A 25,149-nucleotide genomic window follows, 5' to 3' on the forward strand; every position below is an offset into this window, starting at 1 on the left:
TCGGCGGGACACTACTTATGGGTAGTGTATCTGCCGGTTTTTCTACAGACCGCCTGCCATCACAGAAATCCGCACGATGGGATCTTTTCCGGATACAAGGCCCAGATTAGGGTTGTAATGCTCGGGACCTCCCTGACCTGATACAAACCCCTCATCATTTCCCGTCATCACCTGGATACGGTTTTGAAGAGATACAATACCCCGCAGGCAGCAGGGATAATGCGATAGTGACGGACAGAAATTACTGACTTTTCGCGTGCATTCGATGAATGCTGCTCCTGTGCTGCACTCAGGGCAGGTTCATACCAGAACGAGCAGGAATACCATCCCGCCAATTGCAAGAACTGCAGCGCCTGCCAGCTGAAGCAGAAAGAAGATACGGGCATAATCATCGGAACTCACAGCAAAAGCCCTCCGGAACGGGACATCTTTGCCCGTTTTCTCCTGAAGATGTCTTCCCGCTCCATCTCTTCAAGATAGTCCTCGATGTAGGCGGCGGTGTCATACAGCGAGGGAATCAGGATGTTTGCCAAGGCATTGACCCTCCGCCGGGTCACGGCGATCTGATCTGCAAGACGCACGAGGGACCCTTCGAGTTCTGCAAGGCTGATGGCGGCCTTCACCGCCTCCTCGCACTGCCGGTATGCCGCATCCAGATGGGTGGACGGCATGGCAAGCGGATACCCCGGTTCACGGCGATCACGGAAGGGTTCGGGCAGGGCGATGGCGGGAACCGGGGTGCCCATCACGGTGACGGTGCCCATCTCAATCTCCTCTGCAGGTTTCGTCAGAGAGATGGCTTCTTCCAGCCCGCGCTGGCCCATGAGCATTCCGGCACGCTGCAGGGGCAGGTATGCAACAGCGAAGGCAGCCTCGGTCTCCCTGCGCAGACCCTCGCGTCTCTCCCGGAGACGGAAGAACTCCATCACCATCGTATCAAGCTTCTCCTGCAGGAGTTCATGCCCCTTCTCCGCCACCACGATCCGTTTTCTGATCTTCAGGAGTTCAATCCGGGTGGGCCGGACACCACGGATTTTCTGCCTGCTCACTGCCCATCACCGCCACGATATGTCTCAATCAGGTCTGTCGGGATACGGTTGAGTTCTTCCTCCGGGAAGAGGCAGAGGAGTTTCCAGGCAGTGTCAAGACTCTCCGTAATGGTGCGCCCCACGGCACGCCCCTGCCCGATGAATTCACGTTCAAACCGTGCGGCAAACGTAAGGTACCGCCGGTCCGTTTCACTGAGCCCCTCATCACCGATGACCGTTACCAGACTCTCCAGACGCCTCCCCTTTGCATAGGCGGCATACAACTGATCTGAGACCGCCCCGTGATCTTCCCGGGTCTTTCCCTTCCCGATACCCCCTGCCATCAGGCGGGAGAGGGAGGGGAGGACGTCAATGGGCGGGTAGATGCCCTTGCGATAGAGGTCACGGGAGAGGACAATCTGCCCCTCGGTGATGTAGCCTGTCAGATCAGGCACCGGATGGGTGATGTCGTCATCCGGCATGGAGATGATGGGCAGCTGGGTAATCGACCCCTTCCTATCGTGAATACGCCCGGCCCGTTCAAAGATGGAGGCAAGGTCCGTATACATATATCCGGGATACCCCCGGCGGGCAGGAACCTCGTCACGGGCGGCGGAGACCTCACGCAGCGCTTCACAGTAGGCAGTGATATCCTGGAGGATGACAAGGACGTGCATCCCGCGGTCAAAGGCGAGATATTCTGCGGTGGTCAGGGCAAGGCGGGGGGTGATGATACGTTCTATTGCGGGGTCATCGGCACGGTTGATGAAGAGGACCGCATGCTCCAGGGCACCGGTATCCTCGAATTCATCCAGAAAGAACTGTGCATCCTCATTTGTGATTCCCATCGCGCCAAAGACGATGGCAAACTCCTCGTGATCCCTCAGGACACGGGCCTGCCGGGCAATCTGGGCGGCAAGCATGGAATGCGGCAGTCCCGCACCGGAAAATATCGGCAGTTTCTGCCCCCGCACGAGGGTATTCATGCCGTCGATTGCCGATATGCCGGTCTCGATACAGTCTTCCGGGTAGGCACGTGCGGTCGGGTTGACCGCTGACCCGGCGATGTCCTGCACCTTTCCGGGAATAACCGGCCCGCCGCCGTCAGCCGGTGCGGCAGACCCGTCAAATACCCGGCCGATGATCTCGGGACTGACGACCATGCGCATAGGATATCCGGTAAACCGGACCGATGTGATCTCGGTGTCAAGTGCCTGTGTCCCGCCGAACACCTGAATGATGGCGACATCTGAGCGGCTCTCCAGCACCTCCCCCAGGCGTCTTTCGCCGTCAGGCAGACGGATCTCCACCACTTCGCCATATGTTGCATCGCCGACACCGGAGACAGCCATCAGGGGGCCTGCCACCCGGACAACCGAGGTGTACTCCCGTGCAGGTGAGGTCATGTTATCCCTCCGCCAGGGTTATGGAACGCTTCTTTCATCCTGCGTTCCGTCTCCTCAAAATACTCCCTGAAGTCGGCATCCGGGACAGCACCGAGGCGCAGCAGGCGTTTTGCTACCGGCATGTCTGCAATCGCAGAGACCGGCATGCCGCCTGCAACCGCCGCCTTCCCGTAGCGGGCGTAATCGGTGATGAGCTGCATCATCATATACTGCTTATCCGGGGCGCAGAAGGTATCTGCCGGGTCAAAGGCATACTGGATCAAAAAGGACTCCCGGATATACTCCGCGACATGCAGGGAGAGTTTGTCGTCCTCCGGCAGCACGTCAGGCCCCACCAGCTGGACAATCTCCTCGAGTTCACTCTCTTTCTGGAGGGTAGCCATCATGCTTCTGCGCATCTCCCCCCATCTGTCACCCGCATGCTCATTCCACCATGCCTCGACATCATCCGGATAGAGGGAGTAGGATGTGAGCCAGTTGACCGCGGGAAAGTGGCGTTCATGGGCAAGGTCTGCGTCCAGTGCCCAGAATACCCGGACGACCCGGAGGGTATTCTGGGTGACCGGTTCTGAGAAGTCCCCGCCCGGTGGCGAGACGGCACCGATGACAGAGACAGAACCCGTCCTGTTGGACGGACCCAGCACACGAACGTTTCCTGCCCGTTCATAGAAGCACGCAAGCCGGGAGGCGAGATAGGCCGGATATCCGTGCTCACCCGGCATCTCCTCAAGACGCCCGGATATCTCCCGCATCGCCTCTGCCCAGCGGGAGGTGGAGTCAGCCATCAGGGCCACGTCATAGCCCATGTCACGGTAATACTCGGCGATGGTGATGCCGGTATAAACAGAGGCCTCCCGTGCGGCAACCGGCATATTTGAGGTGTTGCCGATGAGAACGGTCCTCCCCATCAGCGGCTCCCCGCTCTTCGGGTCAGTGAGGGCCGGAAACTGGCGCAGCACGTCTGCGAGTTCATTGCCCCGCTCCCCGCAGCCCACATAGACGATGATGTCAGCATCCGACCACTTCGCCAGCTGATGCTGGACCACGGTCTTTCCGGCCCCGAACGGTCCGGGCACCGCAGCCGTCCCGCCTTTGACAATGGGGAAGAAGGAATCGATGACCCGCTGCCCGGTTATCAGGGGGTCAGCGGGTTTCAGTTTCTCTGCGACCGGTCGCGCCACCCGCACCGGCCAGCGGCGGAGCATGGCAACCGGCTGCTCTTTTCCGTCACTGCTGAGCACAGTGGCAATATCAGCTGTCACGGTATACTCTCCGGCACCTGCCACACGGGCAAGGGTGCCTGCCATGCCATGCGGGACGAGAATGGAATGCGTAAACCTGCCTTCCTCTACCGTGCCGATAATTGTGCCGGGTGTTGCCGCAGTGCCCGGTGCTGCCGCCGGGGTGAATGGGTATGTGCACTTCCGGTCAAGGGCAGGGAACGAGGCGCCGCGGACGATGAATGCACCCATCTCTTCACGTATCACTTCAAGCGGACGCTGAATGCCGTCATAGACCATACCCAGAAGGCCGGGACCCAGTTCAACGGAGAGCGGGGCACCGGTCCGTCCCACCGGTTCGCCCGGGGCAAGGCCGGTGGTATCCTCATACACCTGAATGGTCGCCACATCCTCAGAGAGGCCGATTATTTCGCCTATCAGGGCGGCCTCTCCCACATGGACCACCTCATACATGAGTGCCCCACGCATACTGTCCGCCTCCACCACCGGACCTGTGATGCGGATGATGCGCCCGGTCACCGGTCCGCCCCCGGCATATGCCTGCCTGCGACCTTTCTGACCGCTGCAGAGACCGCATCCTCGCCATGGACCGGCCCTTCCGGTCCGGGAATGCCGATGACAACCGGATATGCCTTCCGCGGGGGAGAGACTGAAATCTCTTTCAGATACCGGTCTAGCACACAGACGACACCGGTGTCTGGGTGCTCCAGCACCTCTTCGAGGGCGCGGCGTGCCTCCTCTGCATCACGGCAGGGAATGGTGTCAGAGATACCTCCCGCCCTGCAGGCGGACACCATCATACGGTCACCGATTGCGATGATATTCATTCTCTCATCTCCTCCAGCACAAGTAGCCGTTCAATCTCTTCAGGTGGCAGGGAGGCGGCAACCCCTCCTGCGATCGCCTGCATATTCTGCACCTCATATCCAAGTGCGACGATATAGCGGAGTAAAGGGCCGCTCTCCAGATGATACTGATTTGACACCGCACGGACGGAATCAAGCATGCACTGATCAAGGGCTGCCTCAAGCACCGGTATATTCTCATCCCTGGCAGTCTCGGGATGACGGGAGAGATAAGGTTCATACTGTGTCCCTGCAAGTGCCTGTATGAGGTCCGGCAGGGAACCGGCCCGCTTCGCATGCTCAAACCGGTCACCGGTGAGTTCAAATCCTCCATTCGGGATGAGATGGCTGCCGGTCTCTTCCCGCCCCATATCAAACGAGAGGGCACGGATCAATGCCCGGATGTTTGCAATATCAATCATCCGGCCGGCAGTCTCTGTGACGGGAGGTGAGAGGGATATGTCCACACTCCGGGCCGCAAGAGAGAGCTTCTCCAGCAGGGCGGTCTGCACCAGTGCAGAGAAACGGGCAGGATCACCTGATGCCGTGCGGTATGCGGCGGTAAGCACCGGTCCGAAGGGTGTCTGGGCAAACCTGTTGAGCGCATCCTCAGGCCCTGCGGCATGGACCGCCCTGTGGACCAGTTCCGGTGTTAACGACCCTGCGGGAGATGTCTGTTGCTCAAGGTCTCCGGGAGAGACATTCCCGGCCCTGCCCATAATAATCCATGCGGCTTCCCGTGCAACAAGCATCCCCCCGTATGTCGCAAAGAAGTGGCGCACACTGTCCGGCACATTCTCACTGAGGCTCATCACCTTCCCGTAATAATACCCGCGGATGGCCTGTTCTGCGATGTCAATATCCATCTCTCCTGCCGACGGGAAGGTGTGGCCGGCGGCCCGGAAGCGGTCAAAGAGATCGTGGAGGGTATGTGCCTCACGCACGACTGCAACCGTCACCGGGTCCACCATCGGATTGCCAATCGCCCGCACCCGTGCATCCGGCCGGGCGAAGACCGCAATATTCAGGATGATGCGAAAGTATCCGGCCGATGCCGCGAGCATCAGGCCAATGAGGATGGATATGGCGAGGGCCGCAACGAGGAGTGCTGTTGCACCGTCCCCGGAGAGCAGGCCGGAGAATATGGATGAGAGGGAGATGTCAGTCATGGCCGCCAAAGAGTATATGCGCTGTTTCACGGGTCAGGCGCCCCCGCATCCGTTCGCATCTGGCAGAGAAACGCTGGTCGCACCGGTGCATCCGGCAGGTGACCACAATTCCGCCACCGCTGCGGTCTGTGCTCTCCTCACGCAGCAGGGCAGCGGTGACGTCCGGGAATGCCACGAGTGCTGCTTCTGCGGCATCCTGATCCTCCTCCCGGAAGAGCACCTCGTGCTTTCCTTGCCCGATGACCTCCTGCCCTTCTGCGATCAGGTGGCGCAGCACATCAGTATACACAGGCATGTGGGGAAGGAGAGCCAGGTGCTCTTTTGCCCCGGTAAAGCACCGGGTGATGCCCTCCTCCCGTGCCTTCCGCACTCCGCCCCGTGCTGCGAGCTGTGCCCGTGCGAGAATCTTTCTCCGCCGGTTCTCCGCCTCTTGTCTGCCGTCAGCAGAGATGGTGGTGTATGCCGCCTCTGCTGCGATCTCGCCCTCACGCTGGATATGGGACACCTCACCTTCTGCCGCATGCAGTATCCGGGCGGCTTCTGCGGCTGCATCTGCATTCATCCGTGCAATGATCTCTTCCACACCCATTCACGCACCCCCGAAGAGCCCGATGCCGAACATGATTAACACAGCGATCAAGAGCCCGAATATCGCAAAGGTCTCTGCCATTACGGCAAAGACGAGGCTTGCCCCCATCGCATCACGCCGCTGTGCAGTGGCGCCGATGCCTGAGGCGGCAGTCATCCCCTGACCGATGGCAGAGAGACCTGCAAGACCGACGGCGAACCCGGCACCGATGGCGGCAAGGCCTGCTGCAGCCGTTGCCGTGACATCACGGGTGATCATGCCAGTGAAGGCCATCACAAGGATGGCAACCAAAAGGCCGTATATTGCCTGCGTCTCCGGTATGACGGTGAAGACCAGTGCCTTCCCGAACATCTCCTCTTTCTCTGCGGTGGCTGCAATGCCTGCTGATGCCGCAATGCCCTGGCCGATGGCGGATATGCCTGCAAAGCCCACGGCAAATCCGCAGGCGATGGCGGCAAACCCTGCGGCAAGAGTGGCGGTGATGTCATGGGTGATCATGCCGGTGAAGACCATGATGAGGATGGCAACCAAAAGGCCGTATATCGCCTGTGTCTCGGGTATCACCGAGAAGACCAGGTTCTTCCCGAAACTCTCTTCATGCTCGGCGGTTGTCGCCGTGCCCGCCGCAGCGGCAATACCCTGGCCGATGGCGGATATGCCGGCAAGCCCGACGGCAAACCCACACCCAATGGCGGCAAAGCCGAGGGCAAGATTTCGGGTCGGTTCTCCGGCAATCATGCCGGTGAAGGCCATGATAAGGATGGCAACCAGGAGGCCGTATATCGCCTGCGTCTCCGGTATCACCGAGAAGACCAGACTCTTGCCAAAGCTTTCTTCATGCTCGGCGGAGGCAGCAGACCCTGCCGCAGCGGCGATGCCCTGGCCGATGGCAGAGAGTCCGGCGATGCCCACCGCAAGACCGCATCCGATGGCGGCAAGGCCGGTCGCTTCGGTCGCCGCCGCGTCCCCGGTCAAAAGTCCGCTGAAGGCCATGATGAGAATGGCGACCAGGAGGCCGTATATCGCCTGCGTCTCCGGGATGACGGCAAAGATCAGGCTCCTGCCCATTGCAGAGTCGTGCTCGGCGGTGGCGGCAATGCCTGCGGATGCCGCAATGCCCTGCCCAATCGCCGAAAAGCCGGAGATGCCGGTCGCAAGGCCCGCACCAACTGCGGCAAGGCCGAGGGGAAGGGGCACAGCCCCGCCCCCGCCGCCGATGACACCGGTTGAAAGAAGAATGAGAACCGCGACAAGGAGACCGTACATGCCCTGGGTCTGAGGCACGGCCTGGAAGACCAGTGCCCGCCCAAACTTCTCCGGCCGGACCGCGATGACACCAGCACCGGTGGCACCGGCGATGCCGACACCGATGCCTGAGCCAATGGCGGAGAGACCGACGGCAAGACCGGCTCCGGTCACGGCAAGAATGGTACCTGCATCAACGACCATCGCATTCCTCCTGCGGCATCGTATGTGTCCGCTGTGCTGCAAAGGGGGAAAACGCTCTCCCGCCTGCGTCAAAGAACCGCCCGAAAAACTCTACATACTGGAGGCGGAGTGCATGGATGAATCCCCCAAGGCACTGGAGGACCAGGTTTGCCGCATGCCCGGCAACAGCAAAGAGAATGCCAACGATAAAAAAGACCGGGCCGATTCCCATAATCATCCCCGAGAGGATGTTGATCATCATTGCAATGCCGCCCGTGGCAAGGGCAAGTGCAAGGATACGAGTATAGCTGAGCCAGTCCCCGAGGTAGCCGGTGAGAGAGAAAAAACCGAGCGGACCGTTATCTTTCAGGATACCAATGATAGCAACCACACCACCGACCCAGGCGAGTGTGGTGGTGAGGGATGAGAATGTGGCCCACCCAAAGAACGAGAGAATGAGAACTGCCGCACAGGGCTGAAGCAGAAACCAGGTGCATTCAGAATAGAGCATTTGTCGGCGTTCACCACACCGGAGATGTTCTGATGCAGCAATCACAAAACCGAGGTTGAGGTGGGCGATGCCGATGGCAAGCGCCAGAAGGAGAAGAGAAAGAGGATCATTGAGAGGTTCGATGACCGTAAACGGCAGTGTGATGCCGAAGAAGGCCGGCAGGTTGCCGAAGAAACTTCCCATCAGGAGACCAGAGACGGTGCCCGCCACACCACAGGCACAGAGTACAATTGCAAGGTCGCGGGTGGTTCCCTGTGTATGCCCGGCCCCGTGGAGGAGCAGGGCTGCGATGAGGAAGAGAAGGATGCCATACCCGGCATCGCCGAGCATGAGGCCGAAGGTGAGAACGAGTACCGGCGCAAGGAAGAGTGTGGGATCTATTTTGCCATACGCCGGCATCCCGAACATGGCGGTGAGAAACCCGTACGGTGCCAGCCAGTGGGGGTGGTCAAAGGCCGACGGCACTGTGCCTGTTGCAGGTGCTGCGGTGCAGAAGGAAAGATCGCCTGCTGAACGGTCGCAGAGTGCCCGTATGCGCGGCAGGTCACGTGTTTTGGCCCATCCCTGCATGACCGTCAGAGAACCGGTCTTTCCAAAGAGAGGGGAGGCATCCTCACGCTCCCGCATGACTCTCAGCTCCTCTGCCATCGCCTCAAGCGGCATAAGATGGGTCAGTGCCAGATGTTCAAGGGAGGTGTGGATCTCTTTTTGTTGCTGTTGGAGCCGGTTTCGTTCGGCTTGTATGGCTGTGATGCCTGCTGATGCCGTGCCTTCAGTCGTCTCCGGGGCAAACTCCCGGAATGCAAGTGCCCGGAGCACCCGGTCTGCATCTGCTGACGCATCCGGGTGCGTGATGGTGACGACGGTGGCCGGTCGGTCTCCTGCGCCGCAGAGGAGAAATGGCACAGCAAGCCCGGGCATCCCTTCTCTCAGATGTGCCTCAATATCTGCACATTCACTGGCCAGGATGATGCCGGCCCGTACCTCCAGAAGGCCCGCTTTGCCAAACCGGCCGGGTTCGATGCCAAACGGAAGCAGCAGGCGGAGCATTCCCTCTTCCTCTTCCAGCCGTGTCAGGCGTTCTGCTGCGGCAGTATCACGGGTATGCAGGGCAAGTATGGTGTCTGTTATCTCTGAGAAACGAACCGCTTCTTCGAGGGCAGATGCGGCATCGGTGACAGGAAATGATATTTTTTCATCTGTCGGAGGGGAAAATAGTGCGACAACCGGGTTTTTCTCCGGGGTGATTGCCGTAAGGATCTCAACGGCCCGTTCAAGACGGGACCGGGCCCCGGCAATGTCAGGGATGGCCGGTGACCGCCGGCACGGAGTGACAAGCTCGCGGAGCTGTGCTTCATCAGCGACAGGTCGTAGTTCAACGGCCCCTGCCTCGTGCATGGCGGCGACCATCGCATTTCGCCCGGCAGCGTGCACCCCCACGGTGAGCCTGACCATCTCAGCGGGTCTGAGCATACCCGGTCACCTCCCCAATAACAAAAGTGATGGCCTCATCAAGCCTGGCGTCGGTCACTTCCCGGATAACTGCGATCTCCTCTGCTGCCGCCGCATGAATCCTCGCTGCCTCTGCTGCCGCCTCTTCTTCCACAGCGGTGATCTGTGCCGCCACTTCAGCCCCGGCCCGCTCTCTGGCGTCTGTTGCAGCCGACCGGGCATCGGCATGAGCCTGACTGATGCGGGCATCCGCCTCAGCGCGTGCCCGTTCGATTACCGCAAGCGCCGCTGCCTCTGCCTCCTGGATATGGACTATTTCCTGGAATGGCACACAACCCCTCCTGTGTGTTGATATCCCCGCCAGTCATTAAGTATTTCGCCCCTGCGGAGAGTGGGTGGGTGTTTTTCAGGAGGAACAGACAGGAACGGGTTGTCATCGGGAGGTCGGTTGATTCAGCAGGTTTGGCCGGATCGACCAGAACTCAAATGTCAAATGCGTATATTTAAGTAAGAATCAGACCTATCTTAGTAGGCACCACTACATTGCTGATATAGTGTAGTCCGGCCAATCATGTCGGCCTCTCACGCCGACGACTGGGGTTCGAATCCCCATATCAGCATATTGAAGCTATTTTGTTGTTCTTTTGATGATTTATGCCTTTATTGAATTCTATTTGCGATTCGTATGATTGGTGACTAATTCTTTTTTTCCGTATCCTCTGTTTGTTCATTGCGCGGATTCGTAATTCAGCAATTTATTCGGTCGGCTGCATTCATGAAACAAATCGTTGAGCCTATCGGTGGAGTTTGAATTTGCAGTCGCATAAATATTAGGGAATATTTAAAATAATCCAGAATTGTGATCAGGGACCCCTTCGGCTGTGAAGATAAGAACCCGGATGTGGATGCATTCGTGGATCAGATCATCGCAGCATTTTGATTCATGGGGGCAGGAGAGAAGACACATGGTAGTCCGGTCAAAATATTTCCACATACTGCATCACAATATCCATACTACTCTCATCTTTTTCCCGGATCATCCTGGCGCAGTGAATCGGGAAGCCCGGTCCCGATAGCAGGGTCGAGAAGTTTGAAGAGTGTTGCCATCATGAACGACATAACCGGCATTTTTATGACCGTTCCGAGGATTTTCCCGGGAGAGGTTGAAACTGAGATCGCCTCTCTCCCATCTACAATCATGAAAAACTGATCTTCATGTTCTCGTATGGAAATATCTCCCGGTAAATCCACAGACTGAAGTTCATCGAAAAAAGCGTTCAGTCTCTCACCGGGTTCATGTACGTGAAGGCGTATGTTCCGGTGAAATTCTTTATTTTCGGAGAGAATGGTGACATTCACCCGTTTGTGCACCTTTTTTATTTCAGGAATAGTCTTGCGTAGAAATTCAGGATCGTCAGCGAAGATGATAATCTCATCTTTTGCATTCAGTATGAGGGTTTTCACCCTGTTTCTGACTCCCCACTCACTGTGAATAGACCAGAATGGTGTCTCTAACTTTGTCTCAAAATGCAGTTTACTCAGGGTTGCAATGGATGCATCAATCTGTTCATTGAATGTCCCCTTTAAAGAACCGATCACCTCTCCTGGATTAACCGCCTGATAATAGGCAGGCGTGCCTTCCTGCACCTTCACATATCCCTTGTCTGCCAGACCTTTCAGAACAGAATAAATTCTTCCATGAGGGACGCCACTTTTCTCATGAATTTCGCGTGCTGTGGCAATGCCAAATCCCACAAGTGCCACATACGCCTTTGCCTGATACCCGGTAAATCCCAGAGACTGAAGGGTCGGGACAATGGAATCCACATCTGCAACTCCCATAGTTGTAGGTAGTATATATCAAACAATCATCAACGTATGTATGGCCACCGTGAGGAGAGAGTCCATTTGACCACACCAGACATACCCACTACAATTACCATTCCCCATTATTCAGACCACAGGACGCATGAGATCTGGTCAGATGCAGGAATTATACCGCCTCTTGACATCAGGAACTATATTGAGTGTCTCCATTGGAATTTCATGGAAAATGAAGAAAAGATCTCCCAGGGAATACAACAGATGCCTCTGGAGAGTGTTGATATAGACTCTGACTGCATCGCCATTGTATCAAGAGAAAAACTCATGCAGTTCAGCAGGAGCTGCGGGATCCCCACCCATGGCGTCTCCGACGCGGAACTGGCCATCCATATCATCCAGAGCCTGATCAATGATTATTCTCAGGAAAAAACAGTAAAAATCAATCCTGTGAACCACAGGCATGGCATACATTCACCTGTTTCACATCCAGGATGCACGGAGTATTGATCTGCATATGCTCCCTATAGAAATCCCGCAGGGAATGCATGAAAGGAGATGACATCCTTTCCAACAGGTGCACTATCCGGACGAACAAAGAGGACACAACTATTTTGGAGGGTGAAAAACCCACTGATGTGGGAATTATGCGAACTTAATCAGAGATATTCATACATCTGTCACCGGCGGATCATTACCCTGCAACCATCGTTCCGGATGAGAACTCAGGTAAATGTCATCTATTTAACCCTGAAACCATTCAACCCCCTTTTTATTCAGGAAATCAAACATATGAACATATGAGTCGTAAATATCTCCCGGCAGTGCTCTTAATCGTAGCACTTGCCTGTTGTATGGCCTGCGGATGCACATCCGAGGCCACACCGGCAGACACCACCCCTGTTGCAGGAGTCTCTGAATCAGCTGAATCCCTGATCGTCTACTGCGGTGCAGGCCTACGTGAACCAATGGATGAGGTTGCACAGGTCTATCAGGAAAAGACCGGCACTGAGATTAAATACACGTACAGTGGATCAGCACAGCTGCTCTCACAGATTGAACTTCTCCAGGAAGGCGACTGTTACATGCCCGGTGCAAAGTCATACATCGACTCCGCAGCAGAGAAGGGTTTCATCAATTCCAGCAAGAAGACCGTCTACCATGCGCTTGCCATCGCTGTGGCACCCGGCAACCCGAAGGATATCACCACCCTTGATGACCTGACAAAAGACGGCGTCCGTGTCGCAATCGGCGAACCGACAGGCCCTGCCGTAGGAAAGGCATCAAAGAAGATGCTAGAGAAGGCCGGTTACTGGGAAGACATACAGGGCAACATCGTGGTACAGTCCGGCACGGTCAATGAACTCATGGTATACATGAACATGGATCAGACAGATGCTGCTATCATCTGGGAAGATTTACTCGATAACTCAGACCTTGTCAAAGTCGACATTCCGGTTGATGAAGGATTCATCAAAGTGATCCCCATCGGCACGCTCTCATTCTCAGAGAATCCAGAGGGTGCACAGGCATTTGCTGACTTTGTCTCATCTGACGAAGGCAAGGCCATCTTTGTGAAGCACGGATTCGAAACCTATCCCTGTGCAAAATACGGGGATGCATAACTCTTTTTCAATTTTTTTTGACCATACCATTCTCCCCTGATATAAGACAGAGATACCATCCTCAATTCCTCGTACAGGTCAAAATTGTTCCATCCGTCTGAACCTGTCCGTTTTCGGACATTATATGAACCCCGGGTGTCAGAAAACACATTATAAATACATTTAATTTACATGATTAACACACTCACAAATCAACCATCTTTTAAAAACCCACTGCCCAGTTAATGAACATATGAGTAAAAAATACTGGGCATTCGCTGCCATCATTGCAGCCTTCTGCCTCTGTATGGTATGCGGATGCACATCCGAGGCATCACTTACTCCGGATGGAGGACAGATTACCACCGAAGACAAATCACTGATTGTCTACTCCGGCGCAGGACTGCGCGATCCAATGGACGAGATTGCACAGGTCTACCAGGAGAAGACCGGCACTGAGATTAAATACACGTACAGCGGCTCAGCACAGCTGCTCTCACAGATGGAACTTCTACAGAAAGGGGACTGTTACATGCCCGGTGCAAAGGCATACATCGACTCCGCAGCAGAGAAGGGATTTATCAACAGCAGTGAGGATGTCGTCTATCACGTGCTGGCCATAGCAGTAGAACCCGGCAACCCGAAGAATATCACCAGCCTCAAAGACCTCACCGAGGATGGTGTAACGGTTGCCATAGGTGAACCAACTGGAAATGCTGTCGGAAAAGCCACCCAGAAAATCTATGAGAAGGCAGGCCTCTGGGATGACCTGCAGGACAACATCGTTGTGCGATCAGGGACCGTTAACGAACTTCTTGTATACATGAACATGGACCAGGCAGATGCCGCCATCATATGGGAAGACCTCCTCGGCAACTCAGACGTCGAACAGGTAGACATTCCCCATGAGGAAGGGTTTGTCAAGGTCATCCCGGTGGGCACCCTGACGTTCTCCGACAAACCGGCAGAAGCACAGGCATTTGCTGACTTTATCGCATCAGACGAAGGCAAGGCCATCTTTGTAAAGCACGGATTTGAGACATACCCGTCTGCAAAATACGGGGATGCCTGAATATTCATTTTTTAAAACTGAATCAAACAAAAATCAGATGAGAGGCAAATAAGTATGACAGACATCGTATTCAGACCAATTGGAATTATCCACTCCGAACACACGGAACATGAGAACACCCCGATTCAGGGGATATTTAACCCGTCACGGGGCCGGGTGGAAGTATTTGAGGAATTCGCAGAAGGTCTGCGTGACATCGAATCCTTCTCACACCTGATCTTAATATATCACTTTGACCGTGCAACCGGGAAGAACCTGACCCAGAAGCCATTCTTGGACGGTGAGAAAGAACGCGGCATCTTTGCCATTCGCCACTTCAACCGCCCAAACCCCATTGGACTATCTATCGTGAGACTTCTGGACGTGCACGACAACATACTGGAGATAGAGCAGGTGGACATCCTTGATGGGACACCGATTCTTGACATCAAGCCGTATGTGCACCAGTTTGACCACCGAGAGGAGGTCGAAAACGGATGGGTGGACAATACCCACATGGACGACATTGGTGCATGGAATGCCACCCCGAAAGGACTCAGGGACAAGGGGAGGGCTAAGCATGAAAAGTGACCTGCGGCGAAACTGGGTGAAGGTCATTAGCATCTCAGTGGCCCTTGTGCTCACTGGCTTTATCATCGCCCTTCTGCTCCTTGTGGTGACGCACCCTGACCCTGCCGCAGTGGTTGAATCACTGATGAGTAAGGAAATTCAGTTTGCAATCTACCTCAGCCTTGTCACATCCATCATATCCACTCTTCTGTGCGTACTCATCGCAGTGCCCGCAGCCTATGCACTGGCCAGGTATGATTTCTGGGGAAAAAGTTTCGTGAGCACGATTCTTGATCTTCCTCTCGCCCTGCCCCCGCTTGTGGCAGGTGTGGGACTGTTGCTCTTCTTTGGGACAACTCCCATCGGCGATTTCCTTGAATCAATAGGCATTGTCTTTGTCTTTACCCCCCTTGGAATTATCATCGCCCAGTTCTTCGTGAACATGCCGTTTATGCTGCGGATTATGCGTTCAACATTCACCGACATCTCCCCCCGGTATGAATATGTGGCCTGTACACTCGGGTGCACCAACCTCCAGGCCATCTGGCGGGTGACCATTCCAATGGCAGTCAATGGATTTCTCGCAGGCGCTGTTATCACATGGGCAAAAGGCATCGGTGAATTCGGTGCCGCCCTGATGATTGCCGGTGCAACGCGGATGAAGACCGAGACACTGCCCATTTCGCTCTTTTTAAACATGTCCTGCGGTGAGCTGGAGATGGCCATATCTGCTGCAATCATTCTTATGGTGATATCATTGGTATCCCTCTATGTCTTTGAATACTTCGGAGGATCGGCGAAATTCTAAAACCGGTGAACATCATGCTAACGATAGAACATATTTCAAAAGATTTAGGTGAGTTCATCCTTGACGATGTCTCCCTCAGAGTCGAAGACGGAGAGTACTTTGTCATCATCGGGCCCACCGGTGCCGGCAAGACCATTCTTCTGGAGACCATTGCCGGGGTATACCCCCCTGACTCAGGCACCGTCGTCCTCGATGGCCGCGATGTGACCTTTGTGCCTCCCCGTGAACGAAACATCACGATGGTTTACCAGGACTACATGCTCTTCCCCCACCTGACGGTTGAGGAGAATATAGGATTTGGCCTGAAGAACCGGAAACTTCCGCCGGACGAGATTGCGCAGAAAGTGAGGGATGTGGCAGAAATATTTGGCATCGGACACCTGCTCCACCGCTACCCGAACACCCTCTCCGGCGGAGAACAACAGCGTGCGGCAATCTCACGGGCAATCGTCCTCGAACCCTCCATCCTGCTGCTGGACGAACCCCTGAGTGCACTGGACGGCCAGACGCGTGAGCGCCTCAGGATTGAATTAAAACGCCTGCATGCCACTTATAAAACAACAATCATCCACATCACGCATAACTTTGAGGAGGTATTTTCCCTTGCCTCACGGGTGGCAGTGATGCACCAGGGAAAAATCATGCAGGTCGGGACATCCGACGAGGTATTCCGGCACCCTAATTCTGAGTTTATTGCAGAGTTTGTCGGTGTGCAGAACATCTTCCGGGGCACCTGCATGGTAACAGACGGCCTTTCCGAGATCACAGTGAAAGGAACAGATGGCCCTCACCTCATCTGTTCGTCTCTCTGCGCGGGCAATACCGATGTCACAGCCACCATCCGGCCGGAAGACATCATGGTCTCCTGCACCAGAGTTGAGTCCACCGCACGGAATTCCTTTGCAGGCACCATCACCGATGTGGCAGACAACGGCTCGATGGTACGGATTGCCGTAGATACCGGCCTGCCCTTTATTGCTGCAGTTACCCGGCAGGGATGGTACTCCCTTGGTGCAGAGATCGGCGACACGGTATATCTTACCGTGATGGCACAGTCTGTGCATATTTTCTGATATTTTACCCTCCCATCCATTTATTACTCATATGTTCTTTATGTGCGGCACCTCCCGGAACCACTCCTGAAAACCCCGTACAGAACCACGAATGCACACACCATGCACCCTGATCTGCGCATATGAATCCCGGCACCCGCCTGTATATCCCCTGTCTGCCGCCGGCAATTTAAAACACTGTGGGGCGTAACGGGTTCATTTATGGCAAAATTAGATATATTGAGTTAATTTCATAATGTAAATTGAAAATTAAAACATGCGTTAATTGGATCAATTCAAAAAATAAAGATATTAAGGCGATAGAATCTGATTTAAATGCCAATTATCTGATCAATCAGATTTCTGCACGAATATAATCAACCAAACCATTAAATCTTCAATTAAATGATGTATTAATACAACATTATGTCGGAGCAGACATGGAACAGGTAGCAGTAGTATCCACATCTGATGAGGGGATCATCAGACAATTCAGAGAGTCAGACGCTTGGGGTCTTGCGACCGCAGTCGACCTTAAGAAATGTAACCCGGAAATAATCCGGGATGCGGAAAAGATTCGTGATTTCGTAGCACAGCTGTGTGAACTCATTGACATGAAACCATTTGGTGAAACACAGGTCGTCCATTTCGGTCCAAATGAGCGGGTTGCCGGATATTCCATGACCCAGCTGATTGAAACCTCGCTGATATCAGGCCACTTTGCCAATGACACAAACGCGGCATACCTTGATATCTTCAGCTGCAAGGAATACCCTCCCGAGATCATGGGAGAATTCTGTAAAGATTTCTTCGAAGCTGAATCCTGTGGTATACAGGTTTTGTTCAGAAATTAAATACGGCCGGGATGGCTCGTATTCTCATTTTTTTGCAGGGGACACTCCTGCACATACCGTTTTTTTAATCAAACCCGTCTTCTGCACTGTTCATTACACATTACAGAGATGTTTCTATCCATTACGGGATATTGCGCACTTCTGTGTACACCAGGGTTTCTGCCGGATACATGCATCCGGAATCATCCCGCACCTATACCAAAAAGATGCCAGGGAAAAAATAAAAGAAATGATAAGTGAATCTGAAGCCTGGAGCAGACTTAAATCATACGGGAGGAATTGATTTGCGGTGAATTCCCCTCGCATGCGGAGGTGTTGAATGGGGGTGTTCTCATCCCCATCTGTTACTTGACCGGTTCTGTTCAAAAACACCCGCCGGGCAGGGTGAAAGTATTCTTCAGCCAGGAGCTACTATACATCTGACGCCAAACCTCTCACCATACCGGAATACACCGGTGGTTCTGGTATATTCATCGTCCTGGTCGCCGGTCCCGGACGGCACAAACTGCCAAATGTCCCCAGTGTAATTCGGTGCGCCAAAGAAACTCGCAACAAGCACTACAAAGATGCCAATCCTCCCCTGACGTGAACGTTTACCCATCTCTACATAATCAGGGAGGCAGATAAAAAAGGATGCATATCCCGGCTGCTATCCCGGGTTAATACATATCACGGGAGACAAACGTCTCTTCAAACCGGCCATTGCAGAAGACCATGACCGGCACTGCTTCACCGTGGCAGAAGTTCTGCATCGCAAGATCATATGTCCGGCGGACATACCGGAGCCCCTCTTCTTCAAAAAGAACAATGAGTGCCCGGAAGAATAGGATCTGATGATCCAGGTATTCCTTTTCGTAGCGTATTGTCTCTTCTGCCGCTGCTGACGCGTCTTCAGTGGTCATGGGCACCTGGTACTCGCCATGGGTGTTCAGGCCGGAGATATGGCACAGGCGCAGGTCTCCGGATGCATCCGCCTCCCGATGCAGCATATATGGATATACCCGGCAGATTAAGGGCCGGTCTGCATAGATACGGCACCAGCCGGATTCGTTAAGAAACGTGCAGACGTTTCCGTCCTTTGTCTTCAGGGCATACCCGGACACAAAGAACCGGCCGTTCTGGTCACATGCCTCAAAATACGGTGCAGGCACCACTACATCCGGATGTGCTTCTCTGATGCGGTGCAGATCCTCATCAAGTAAAAATACATGGTCATTGACTGCCTTCGTGCAGCAGCGGCCGCAACATGTGCAGGAAAAACCGGTCTCGCGGACGATCTCAGCATACTCACCCATCGGATATTCTTCAAGAAGCTCACGCTCCTCTTCCAGTCCACTCAGCTGTCTATGAAGCACTGCCTTTGAGATTCTCTCACCTGGAGACATGTTTCTTTCTGAAAATACTTCCACCTTTCTTTGTGGGCAGGCATTCACCGATCATGTCTCATAAATCTGATGAGTGGAAAATATACCAGACAGAAACCGGGCGTGTACATGAATATGCCGTCATACATTGAGACTGACCGGATTTACCGGATGGACTGCCTTGAGGGCATGAAACTGATGCAAAGCGGCACTGTGGATATCGTTGTCACATCGCCTCCCTACAATATAGGCAAACCATATGCAACCCATGATGACACCATGCCCTATGACGAATATCTGGACTGGATGCACCGCATAGCGCATGAATCACGCCGCATCCTTCGCAATGACGGCTCTTTTTTTCTGAATGTCGGCGGAAAACCCCGTGAACCATGGGTGCCCTATGATGTCATGCAGGAATTCAGGGAGGATTACATCCTCCAGAATGTGATACACTGGGTGAAGTCTGTCTCCATTGCAAAGGAAGACGCAGGCAACTATGGGGCCATCAGGGATGACATATCAGTCGGGCACTATCAGCCGGTAAATTCTGACCGGTTTCTGAGCCAGTGCCATGAACATATCTTCCATTTCACCCCGGCAGGCACAACAAAACTGGATAAACTTGCAGTCGGGGTAAAATATCAGGACAAGACCAATATCGGCCGCTGGAAACAGGCAACACAGGACCTGCGTGACCGGGGCAATGTCTGGTTTATTCCCTACAAAACTATCCGTTCATCCCGCCCGCACCCCGCCAGTTTCCCGGAGAAACTTCCGGAGATGTGCATCCGCCTGCACGGACATACCCCTGATACCCTCGTCTGTGACCCCTTCATGGGCATCGGTAATACCGCCCTTGCATGCGTCACCCTCGGTGTGCACTACATCGGATTTGATATAGACCCGGAATACTGTGACTGTGCAGAGGAACGGATACGAAGGCGCGCCATGTCGGGAACATGAGATGGCCCCTATAATCGCACTCATTCTTACAATTGCGATAATCGCCGTCGTGGCCTCCAGGCATGCCATCCCGCCGTTTATCACCCTCACGGGAGGGGCCCTGTTTTTTGCACTGCTCACCGGCATGGGCGAGAGTGCGGTTTTGGCATTTACGGGCGGTGCCGGGGCACTCTTTGCGCTCCTCGGGATACCGGTATACTGTGGATCCGTCATCGCCAAATTCCTGAGCAGAGACGGCGGTGCAGAACGCATTGTGGAGGATATCGGGCGGTTTGCCCACCGGCCGGTCTCCGCCGCCGCCCTCTCCGGCTACCTGCTCTCAGTCCCGATGATGTGCTGCATCACACCCTTTATCGTCCTCACACCGGTGCTTGCGGGTATCCGCAGAAGACTGCACTGCACCACTTCACTTTACTATGCAGCCGCATGCGGGTCAGTCATATCGTTTGTTTTTATCTACCCTCTTCCGGTCACTTATGCGATTACAAACAGTCTGCAGCCGGGGGATTTTGTCGCCGGCAGTTACCTGCAGGTCGCACTGCCCCTCTCACTCATTGCACTCATCATTGTTGCATACCTCTCCGTGCGAAATCATGCATGCAGCATTAGCAGCCCGAATAGTAAAGAAACAGCGCCCGGCAGTCGCAGGCAGGCATGGATTCCGGTTATTCTGCCGGTCGCCTGTCTTGCTGTCGGCCACATCATCGCACCCCTCTCCATTCTCGCAAACATCAATATCGCACTATTTGCAGGTCTCTGCGGCGCCATTATCCTCTCGCCGGCAGCATCCCGCGTTCCGGCACTGGAATCAGGTACGAAACATGCCGGCATCATCATCTTTGATCTCTGCGGTGCAGGCGGCCTTGGGGCAGTGGTCGCAGCAGAAGGAGGAATTGCTGCTGCCCTGCCGTCACTCACTCCCCTCCTTCCGGCAATCCTCATACCCTTTGTCATCGCAGCCCTCTTCCAGGCCGCACAGGGCTCAAGGGTCGTATCAGCGGTCATCACCGCATCACTGCTTGCAGGAACTGAGATCATGGCCACCGTCCCCGCCCTGCCTCTCGTCCTGATGACAGCAGCAGGATGCATGATGTTCAGTTTTGTAACAGATCCCTTCTTCTGGCTGATACGCCGGACAACAGGCGATAGTCTGCGGGACGTATGTATGCACTACACCGTACCCCTGTTCTGTGCAGGAACGATAACCGCCGGCATCACTCTGTTCATCTTCGGCTGAAATCAAAACTCAGGCAGGACGGAGACGAACAGAAAGATCTCTTCTCTTATGTCACCTGCACTCAGCAGTACCCGTCCCTTCTGGAATCCATTGCTACTCATATTGCCGGTATTGAGGGTGACATGCACGCCTCCCTCACCTTCAACCGGGACCGCAGCGTTCGCAATCTCAATCCAGGGAACATCAGAGGTCACATGAATCAGGAGCGGACCATCCCCAGTTACCGTCACCGGCAGACGGCAGGGGATGGTGATTCCACGGGCCACATCATGCATGGTCAGATGGGGTTCGGGAAGCAGAATGGCAGAATGGTTGGCCGGTGTATCCGTGACTCCCACATCAGATTCCGGCACGCGATGTGCTGTTGCATCATATGTCTCATCCGGGACACAGAGAGGGGAAGAAAGAGACGGCGGGGAGACGGAGGATAAGGCCGGAACGATCTCCTGCCCCCCATTGCACCAGGGACATGCCGCAAGATGGCCTCCAAACCAGTGGTTTGCGTTCACTCTGCAGTGTTTCATTGCCAGAATTTCTGAGAGGAGGCAGTCCTTCCACTCCCCGGCAGAAGGACGACGGTTTGGTTCTGTTATTCCATCAACAAAGCACCGTGAAAAGAGACGCCGGAGAGACGGAGGTATGATATGGTAATCCGGTGCAAAGGAAGGCGGGTGAATACTGTTGTCAGGTGAGGCAAAGGCAAACACCCCGTTCTGTATCTTCTGTTCAATGTATGGGAGGGCAGAGACATCCTCGCCCTCCGCCTGAAACGGATGGACGCCTCTCATGAGAAGTCTGAAGATCATCACCGCGAGCCCGAAGCGATCGCTATAATACCGGTCAGGGTGCTCCTCTGCAAAATCCACTCCCTGAAGTTCAGGCGGCAGGTATTCCCCGGTTCCTGCAACGGACGGGAATACCCGGCCTGAGGCGGAGTCACGAATTTGAAATGATTCACAGTCGATGACAGCGACCGCGGCTGTGTGGGCAATGAGAATATTACTGCCGGAAAAATCACCCACACAGTGTCCGTGCCGGTGAATATCATCGGTTATGGTTGCAATATTGTAGACTGCAGTGAGCAGATACCGCCAGGAAAAGGCACCGCCAAACTCCCTGCTACACTCCTGCGGATCATAATAGCAGTGCGCTTCCCGGAAGAGGCCAGTATCAACAAGAGGCATACTATAGCCAATAAAATTCCTGCTCCCAAGGGGCGAATCAAAGAGCACAGAGACCGGCCATGCCAGCACAACAGATCCATGCTTCTCCCTGTGATTAATAATACCCGCGTCCGGCGGATTTGCCACCATTGCCGTAATCTTCTGAAAGAGTGTCGCAGTGAGGTGGTTTTCATGGAATATCCTGGCACAGTATCCAGGGTTGCTGTCGATACAAAAGATCTCACCCTCATTGCCGGTTTTAATTAGGTCCGCGAGGCTGACTGCTGCCCCGGACACATCATACACACTACGTTTATCCAGTATCTTCACCTCTCCCCTGATCTGATACTACAACAACCAGAGTCTTATCATCTTCTGAAAAGGTAATGAACTTATCTGATGAAAGAAGGCCTGTGAGATAGCCGGGTCACCCTCCGGCGTAGCTGCAGGATACAAACACTATCCCGGAAACAACAGACCCGTTGACTGAATATTTGACCGTGGCCTCAAAAAATTACTAAAAACCAGACACTGCTCTCACCCCAGTTCAAATGAAGTGACACCGAAGATCTCCTGCAGCGGAAGCGCCGGTACGTGCCGGGAATACATTCTTGCGGTTCCGAAGACCTCCTCCATATGTCTTTCACGGGCCATTGCCACCGCAGCAGTGTTTGGTTCAGGTGTATCAAAGAAGAAGACGTCTCCTGCAATTGATTCAGTGAGACCATCGACAAGACTCTCTGCAATATCGGGTGTATCGGCAAAGACCGGGCCGATTTTATATCCCTCAAAACAGCGGCGAATCACCCCATACCCGCCGATGGATTCATCCGGATAAATAAACGCCAGTGCCAGTGTTTTATCCCGTGAGATCCATTTTTCCACAAACCTGCTGCGAGCTGCAGGAAAATGCTGCCTGTCATACGCTGACAGTGCATCCAGGGGCAGTCCTGTTGCAGGTACCAGATCCGGCTGTGCACGCCCTTCTGCAATACCCTGCCAGCGGATATTCCGGTACGCATAGATGAGGCCGGCATTCTCTGCATACTTGTTCTGCATCTCAAAGACGCCGTCTCCGCCGAAATTTCTCTCTCCTGCATGGCACATACCATGATTCCAGAGTTTCCAGCCGGCGCCGTGTCCACGGGCACTCTCACGGATGATATAAAAACCCCCAAAGGAGAATGACGAGTCATAATTGGTCACCACCAGTGTGCCGGTAATCTCTCCGGCCTGCTCTGCCACAAACCAGCCATCCGGGTCCACTGCATAATGGCACTCTCCGTCGTGGATGCCGGGGTTCCATCCCTCCCGCCGTGCCCATTCAATGAATACGGGGACGTCGTCTTTTGTGGCATTGCGTATCTGCACATCGGTTCTGTCTCTTCTGGTCATGTCGTATTATCCGGATAGTATCCCGGACCCTCTTTATCAGATACCGGTATGTCATGCAGTTCTCGCAGCCACAGAATACCCATATACCTGAAAAGAATAAGGACCAACAAGCCATTTCAGCCTTATGAAATCATGCTGCCTGTCTTCGGGTGGCACAGGGCCCGTTTTCACCACCCCATTGCCGACATCACCAACTCCATGCGTGAATTTTTTCATCTCATAAAACGGATTTGATATAATGAAAGGCTGCAGACCGGGAGATATTATTCTTGCACCGTTCCGCCTGGGAAACAGCACATATCCACGTCCTCTTGTGATACTCTCTGTGGCAGAAGAGGGAGATATGCAGGTCTGCCCGGTAACATCCCGCCCTCCGTCGGACAGCCCTGCCCTTGAATGCTCCATCCATCATTTCCGGGAAGGCGGCCTCGACCTCTTTGAAGACAGCTATATCCTGATCCATAAACGAGGGACAATCAGCGAACGGTCCATACGGTATAAAAAAGGGACACTTGAACCGGATTATTTCAGGACAGTCCTGGAGAACGTTCATTCATTACGATAGCTGCCCGGTGAAAAAACAGACATAATGTGGAGAGATGGGGCACATCCCGTCATCATCCTTTACGCACCTGGTTACTGATTCAGGCAAAACATGTTATCCAGAGGTTATTCAGCCAGGAAGCAGTGACTTGAAAAAAACGGGAATGATGCCCGAAGAGTCCCCGTCTGCCATTTTCTGCAGCTGCCACCCCTTCAAAGCGTGCCTGCTCCTGTTCCATCGCCTGCACCTGTTCTCTGAGAATAGCCGCAGTCTCCGGGTCACAGCCACACTCATCTATCAAGCGGTTCATCTCTTCTGTACGGACACGGTTCTGGACCACGTGCTGCATCATGGCATCTGCGGATGCATGGTCGCCCCCAAACAAAAGCAGTGTTCTGAGTGTGGGTTCATCGGCAAAGAGAACTGGAAAAATCAGTCAGAATTTGTATGTCTGGAATGTGGATATTCTGAAAACGCCGATATCAACACGGCAAAAAACATCTCTTTTAGGGCTGCTGTCAACCAGCCTGTTGCACTCCGCTCCTCTGGTATTAAAGTGGAGAGTTGGAAGGGCAAGCCCACAACTTTAGTCGTGTGTAGTTGACTGCAGCACAGGAGGACAGACCTGACATGTTTCGATGCACAGATATATGGCCATATGAGTAAAATTCATTGACGGAGAATATCAGTTATGAAAATATGTATCACATCAAAAGGTGATTCACCAGAATCAGTTCCGGAAAACCGCTTCGGAAGGACCCCGTTCTTTGTCGTCTACAACGATGAAACTGGAGAGATCATCGAGGTCATCAATAATACAAGCGCAAATGACGCAAGTGGTGTCGGGCCAAAGGTTGTCCAGATGCTCGTCTCAAAGGGCGTCAACGTGGTTGTCACCGGACAGGTCGGCGGCAATGCCAACAAGGGCCTTGAAGTCGCAGGCATCCCCACCTATGCATTCGGCGAGGCAAAGACCGTTGCAGAGGCATATGCGGCATACAAAGCAGGAACACTGACCCGTATCGTCTAAAAGGAGTGACGATTCCATTAC

The 25,149-nt window shown here is 54.1% G+C and carries 27 protein-coding genes and 1 tRNA gene; 13 read left to right on the plus strand and 15 right to left on the minus strand.

Going from position 1 to position 25,149, the window contains the following annotated elements; all coding sequences use genetic code 11:
* Positions 1 to 398: 398 nt before the first annotated feature.
* Genes MKMG_RS01175 through MKMG_RS01215 form a run of 9 tightly spaced genes read right to left on the minus strand, consistent with a single transcriptional unit; the run spans position 399 to position 10,000 of the window.
* Complete coding sequence (locus MKMG_RS01175; RefSeq protein WP_165074607.1) at positions 399 to 1,049, minus strand: V-type ATP synthase subunit D; 651 nt, start codon at positions 1,047 to 1,049, stop codon at positions 399 to 401.
* Positions 1,046 to 2,434 (minus strand): V-type ATP synthase subunit B, encoded by a 1,389-nt coding sequence (locus MKMG_RS01180; protein WP_165074609.1) that lies wholly within the window; start codon positions 2,432 to 2,434, stop codon positions 1,046 to 1,048. Before MKMG_RS01180 ends, MKMG_RS01175 begins: the two co-directional genes overlap by 4 nt.
* Positions 2,431 to 4,194, minus strand: coding sequence for a V-type ATP synthase subunit A (locus tag MKMG_RS01185; RefSeq protein ID WP_165074611.1), 1,764 nt, complete (start codon positions 4,192 to 4,194; stop codon positions 2,431 to 2,433). Before MKMG_RS01185 ends, MKMG_RS01180 begins: the two co-directional genes overlap by 4 nt.
* Positions 4,191 to 4,502, minus strand: a complete 312-nt coding sequence (locus tag MKMG_RS01190; protein WP_165074613.1) for a V-type ATP synthase subunit F — start codon at positions 4,500 to 4,502, stop codon at positions 4,191 to 4,193. The genes MKMG_RS01185 and MKMG_RS01190 overlap by 4 nt, the downstream gene beginning before the upstream one ends.
* Complete coding sequence (locus MKMG_RS01195; RefSeq protein ID WP_165074615.1) at positions 4,499 to 5,719, minus strand: V-type ATPase subunit; 1,221 nt, start codon at positions 5,717 to 5,719, stop codon at positions 4,499 to 4,501. Before MKMG_RS01195 ends, MKMG_RS01190 begins: the two co-directional genes overlap by 4 nt.
* Entirely contained in the window at positions 5,682 to 6,278 is a 597-nt protein-coding gene (locus MKMG_RS01200; protein WP_165074617.1) for a V-type ATP synthase subunit E, read from the minus strand. Before MKMG_RS01200 ends, MKMG_RS01195 begins: the two co-directional genes overlap by 38 nt.
* Positions 6,279 to 7,727 carry a V-type ATP synthase subunit K gene (locus MKMG_RS01205; RefSeq protein ID WP_165074619.1) on the minus strand — a complete coding sequence of 483 codons (1,449 nt, stop codon included), beginning with the start codon at positions 7,725 to 7,727 and terminating at the stop codon, positions 6,279 to 6,281.
* A complete protein-coding gene (locus MKMG_RS01210) occupies positions 7,717 to 9,690 on the minus strand; it encodes a V-type ATP synthase subunit I (RefSeq protein ID WP_165074621.1) in 1,974 nt (657 codons plus the stop codon). The genes MKMG_RS01205 and MKMG_RS01210 overlap by 11 nt, the downstream gene beginning before the upstream one ends.
* Positions 9,674 to 10,000, minus strand: coding sequence for a hypothetical protein (locus tag MKMG_RS01215; protein WP_165074623.1), 327 nt, complete (start codon positions 9,998 to 10,000; stop codon positions 9,674 to 9,676). The genes MKMG_RS01210 and MKMG_RS01215 overlap by 17 nt, the downstream gene beginning before the upstream one ends.
* A 214-nt stretch (positions 10,001 to 10,214) precedes the next feature.
* Here MKMG_RS01215 and MKMG_RS01220 point away from each other — a divergent pair.
* A tRNA-Glu gene (locus MKMG_RS01220) sits at positions 10,215 to 10,289 on the plus strand.
* A gap of 400 nt (positions 10,290 to 10,689) precedes the next feature.
* Here MKMG_RS01220 and MKMG_RS01225 read toward each other — a convergent pair.
* Positions 10,690 to 11,511 (minus strand): TrmB family transcriptional regulator, encoded by an 822-nt coding sequence (locus tag MKMG_RS01225; RefSeq protein WP_165074625.1) that lies wholly within the window; start codon positions 11,509 to 11,511, stop codon positions 10,690 to 10,692.
* A gap of 66 nt (positions 11,512 to 11,577) precedes the next feature.
* Between MKMG_RS01225 and MKMG_RS01230 the strand changes: the two genes are divergently transcribed.
* The 7 genes from MKMG_RS01230 to speD all read left to right on the plus strand — a co-directional run bounded on the left by MKMG_RS01230 (position 11,578) and on the right by speD (position 17,429).
* Positions 11,578 to 12,000, plus strand: coding sequence for a hypothetical protein (locus MKMG_RS01230; RefSeq protein WP_165074627.1), 423 nt, complete (start codon positions 11,578 to 11,580; stop codon positions 11,998 to 12,000).
* Positions 12,001 to 12,290: 290 nt separating this feature from the next.
* Positions 12,291 to 13,115 (plus strand): molybdate ABC transporter substrate-binding protein, encoded by an 825-nt coding sequence (gene modA, locus MKMG_RS01235; RefSeq protein ID WP_165074629.1) that lies wholly within the window; start codon positions 12,291 to 12,293, stop codon positions 13,113 to 13,115.
* A 232-nt stretch (positions 13,116 to 13,347) separates the two neighbouring features.
* Positions 13,348 to 14,166, plus strand: a complete 819-nt coding sequence (gene modA / locus MKMG_RS01240; protein WP_165074631.1) for a molybdate ABC transporter substrate-binding protein — start codon at positions 13,348 to 13,350, stop codon at positions 14,164 to 14,166.
* 54 nt (positions 14,167 to 14,220) lie between these two features.
* Positions 14,221 to 14,736, plus strand: coding sequence for a tRNA (N6-threonylcarbamoyladenosine(37)-N6)-methyltransferase TrmO (gene tsaA, locus MKMG_RS01245; RefSeq protein ID WP_165074633.1), 516 nt, complete (start codon positions 14,221 to 14,223; stop codon positions 14,734 to 14,736).
* On the plus strand, positions 14,726 to 15,523 hold the full coding sequence (locus MKMG_RS01250; RefSeq protein ID WP_165074635.1) for an ABC transporter permease: 798 nt from the start codon (positions 14,726 to 14,728) through the stop codon (positions 15,521 to 15,523). Before tsaA ends, MKMG_RS01250 begins: the two co-directional genes overlap by 11 nt.
* Before the next feature lie 14 nt (positions 15,524 to 15,537).
* Positions 15,538 to 16,596 (plus strand): tungstate ABC transporter ATP-binding protein WtpC, encoded by a 1,059-nt coding sequence (wtpC, locus tag MKMG_RS01255; RefSeq protein ID WP_165074637.1) that lies wholly within the window; start codon positions 15,538 to 15,540, stop codon positions 16,594 to 16,596.
* 419 nt (positions 16,597 to 17,015) lie between these two features.
* Entirely contained in the window at positions 17,016 to 17,429 is a 414-nt protein-coding gene (gene speD, locus MKMG_RS01260) for an S-adenosylmethionine decarboxylase (RefSeq protein WP_165074639.1), read from the plus strand.
* Between the two features lie 397 nt (positions 17,430 to 17,826).
* On the opposite strand, the gene MKMG_RS01265 is transcribed toward speD, so the two are convergent.
* Together MKMG_RS01265 and MKMG_RS01270 are read right to left on the minus strand one after the other, a co-directional pair.
* Positions 17,827 to 18,030, minus strand: a complete 204-nt coding sequence (locus MKMG_RS01265; protein WP_165074641.1) for a hypothetical protein — start codon at positions 18,028 to 18,030, stop codon at positions 17,827 to 17,829.
* 58 nt (positions 18,031 to 18,088) lie between these two features.
* A complete protein-coding gene (locus MKMG_RS01270; RefSeq protein WP_165074643.1) occupies positions 18,089 to 18,814 on the minus strand; it encodes a YkgJ family cysteine cluster protein in 726 nt (241 codons plus the stop codon).
* A gap of 108 nt (positions 18,815 to 18,922) precedes the next feature.
* On the opposite strand from MKMG_RS01270, the gene MKMG_RS01275 reads away from it, so the two are divergent.
* Together MKMG_RS01275 and MKMG_RS01280 are read left to right on the plus strand one after the other, a co-directional pair.
* Positions 18,923 to 19,759 carry a site-specific DNA-methyltransferase gene (locus MKMG_RS01275; protein ID WP_165074646.1) on the plus strand — a complete coding sequence of 279 codons (837 nt, stop codon included), beginning with the start codon at positions 18,923 to 18,925 and terminating at the stop codon, positions 19,757 to 19,759.
* 1 nt (position 19,760) lies between these two features.
* Complete coding sequence (locus tag MKMG_RS01280) at positions 19,761 to 20,996, plus strand: GntP family permease (protein ID WP_165074648.1); 1,236 nt, start codon at positions 19,761 to 19,763, stop codon at positions 20,994 to 20,996.
* A gap of 2 nt (positions 20,997 to 20,998) precedes the next feature.
* Here the strand turns inward: MKMG_RS01280 and MKMG_RS01285 are convergent, their stop codons facing one another.
* Together MKMG_RS01285 and MKMG_RS01290 are read right to left on the minus strand one after the other, a co-directional pair.
* Positions 20,999 to 22,489 (minus strand): hypothetical protein, encoded by a 1,491-nt coding sequence (locus tag MKMG_RS01285; protein WP_165074650.1) that lies wholly within the window; start codon positions 22,487 to 22,489, stop codon positions 20,999 to 21,001.
* 207 nt (positions 22,490 to 22,696) lie between these two features.
* Positions 22,697 to 23,554: a GNAT family N-acetyltransferase gene (locus MKMG_RS01290; protein WP_165074652.1), complete on the minus strand. Its 858-nt coding sequence runs from the start codon at positions 23,552 to 23,554 to the stop codon at positions 22,697 to 22,699.
* 238 nt (positions 23,555 to 23,792) lie between these two features.
* On the opposite strand from MKMG_RS01290, the gene MKMG_RS01295 reads away from it, so the two are divergent.
* The gene (locus MKMG_RS01295) at positions 23,793 to 24,119 is read left to right on the plus strand and encodes a type II toxin-antitoxin system PemK/MazF family toxin (protein WP_165074654.1); all 327 of its coding nucleotides are present in this window, start codon (positions 23,793 to 23,795) and stop codon (positions 24,117 to 24,119) included.
* Between the two features lie 79 nt (positions 24,120 to 24,198).
* On the opposite strand, the gene MKMG_RS01300 is transcribed toward MKMG_RS01295, so the two are convergent.
* On the minus strand, positions 24,199 to 24,483 hold the full coding sequence (locus tag MKMG_RS01300; protein WP_165074549.1) for a hypothetical protein: 285 nt from the start codon (positions 24,481 to 24,483) through the stop codon (positions 24,199 to 24,201).
* On the opposite strand from MKMG_RS01300, the gene MKMG_RS11720 reads away from it, so the two are divergent.
* Positions 24,466 to 24,702: a zinc ribbon domain-containing protein gene (locus MKMG_RS11720; RefSeq protein ID WP_165074656.1), complete on the plus strand. Its 237-nt coding sequence runs from the start codon at positions 24,466 to 24,468 to the stop codon at positions 24,700 to 24,702. The two genes, MKMG_RS01300 and MKMG_RS11720, sit on opposite strands and share 18 nt — an antisense overlap.
* An 87-nt stretch (positions 24,703 to 24,789) precedes the next feature.
* Positions 24,790 to 25,128: a NifB/NifX family molybdenum-iron cluster-binding protein gene (locus tag MKMG_RS01310; protein WP_165074658.1), complete on the plus strand. Its 339-nt coding sequence runs from the start codon at positions 24,790 to 24,792 to the stop codon at positions 25,126 to 25,128.
* Positions 25,129 to 25,149: the final 21 nt, after the last annotated feature.

It is taken from the genome of Methanogenium sp. MK-MG (assembly GCF_009914725.1).
Lineage (GTDB): Archaea > Halobacteriota > Methanomicrobia > Methanomicrobiales > Methanomicrobiaceae > Methanogenium.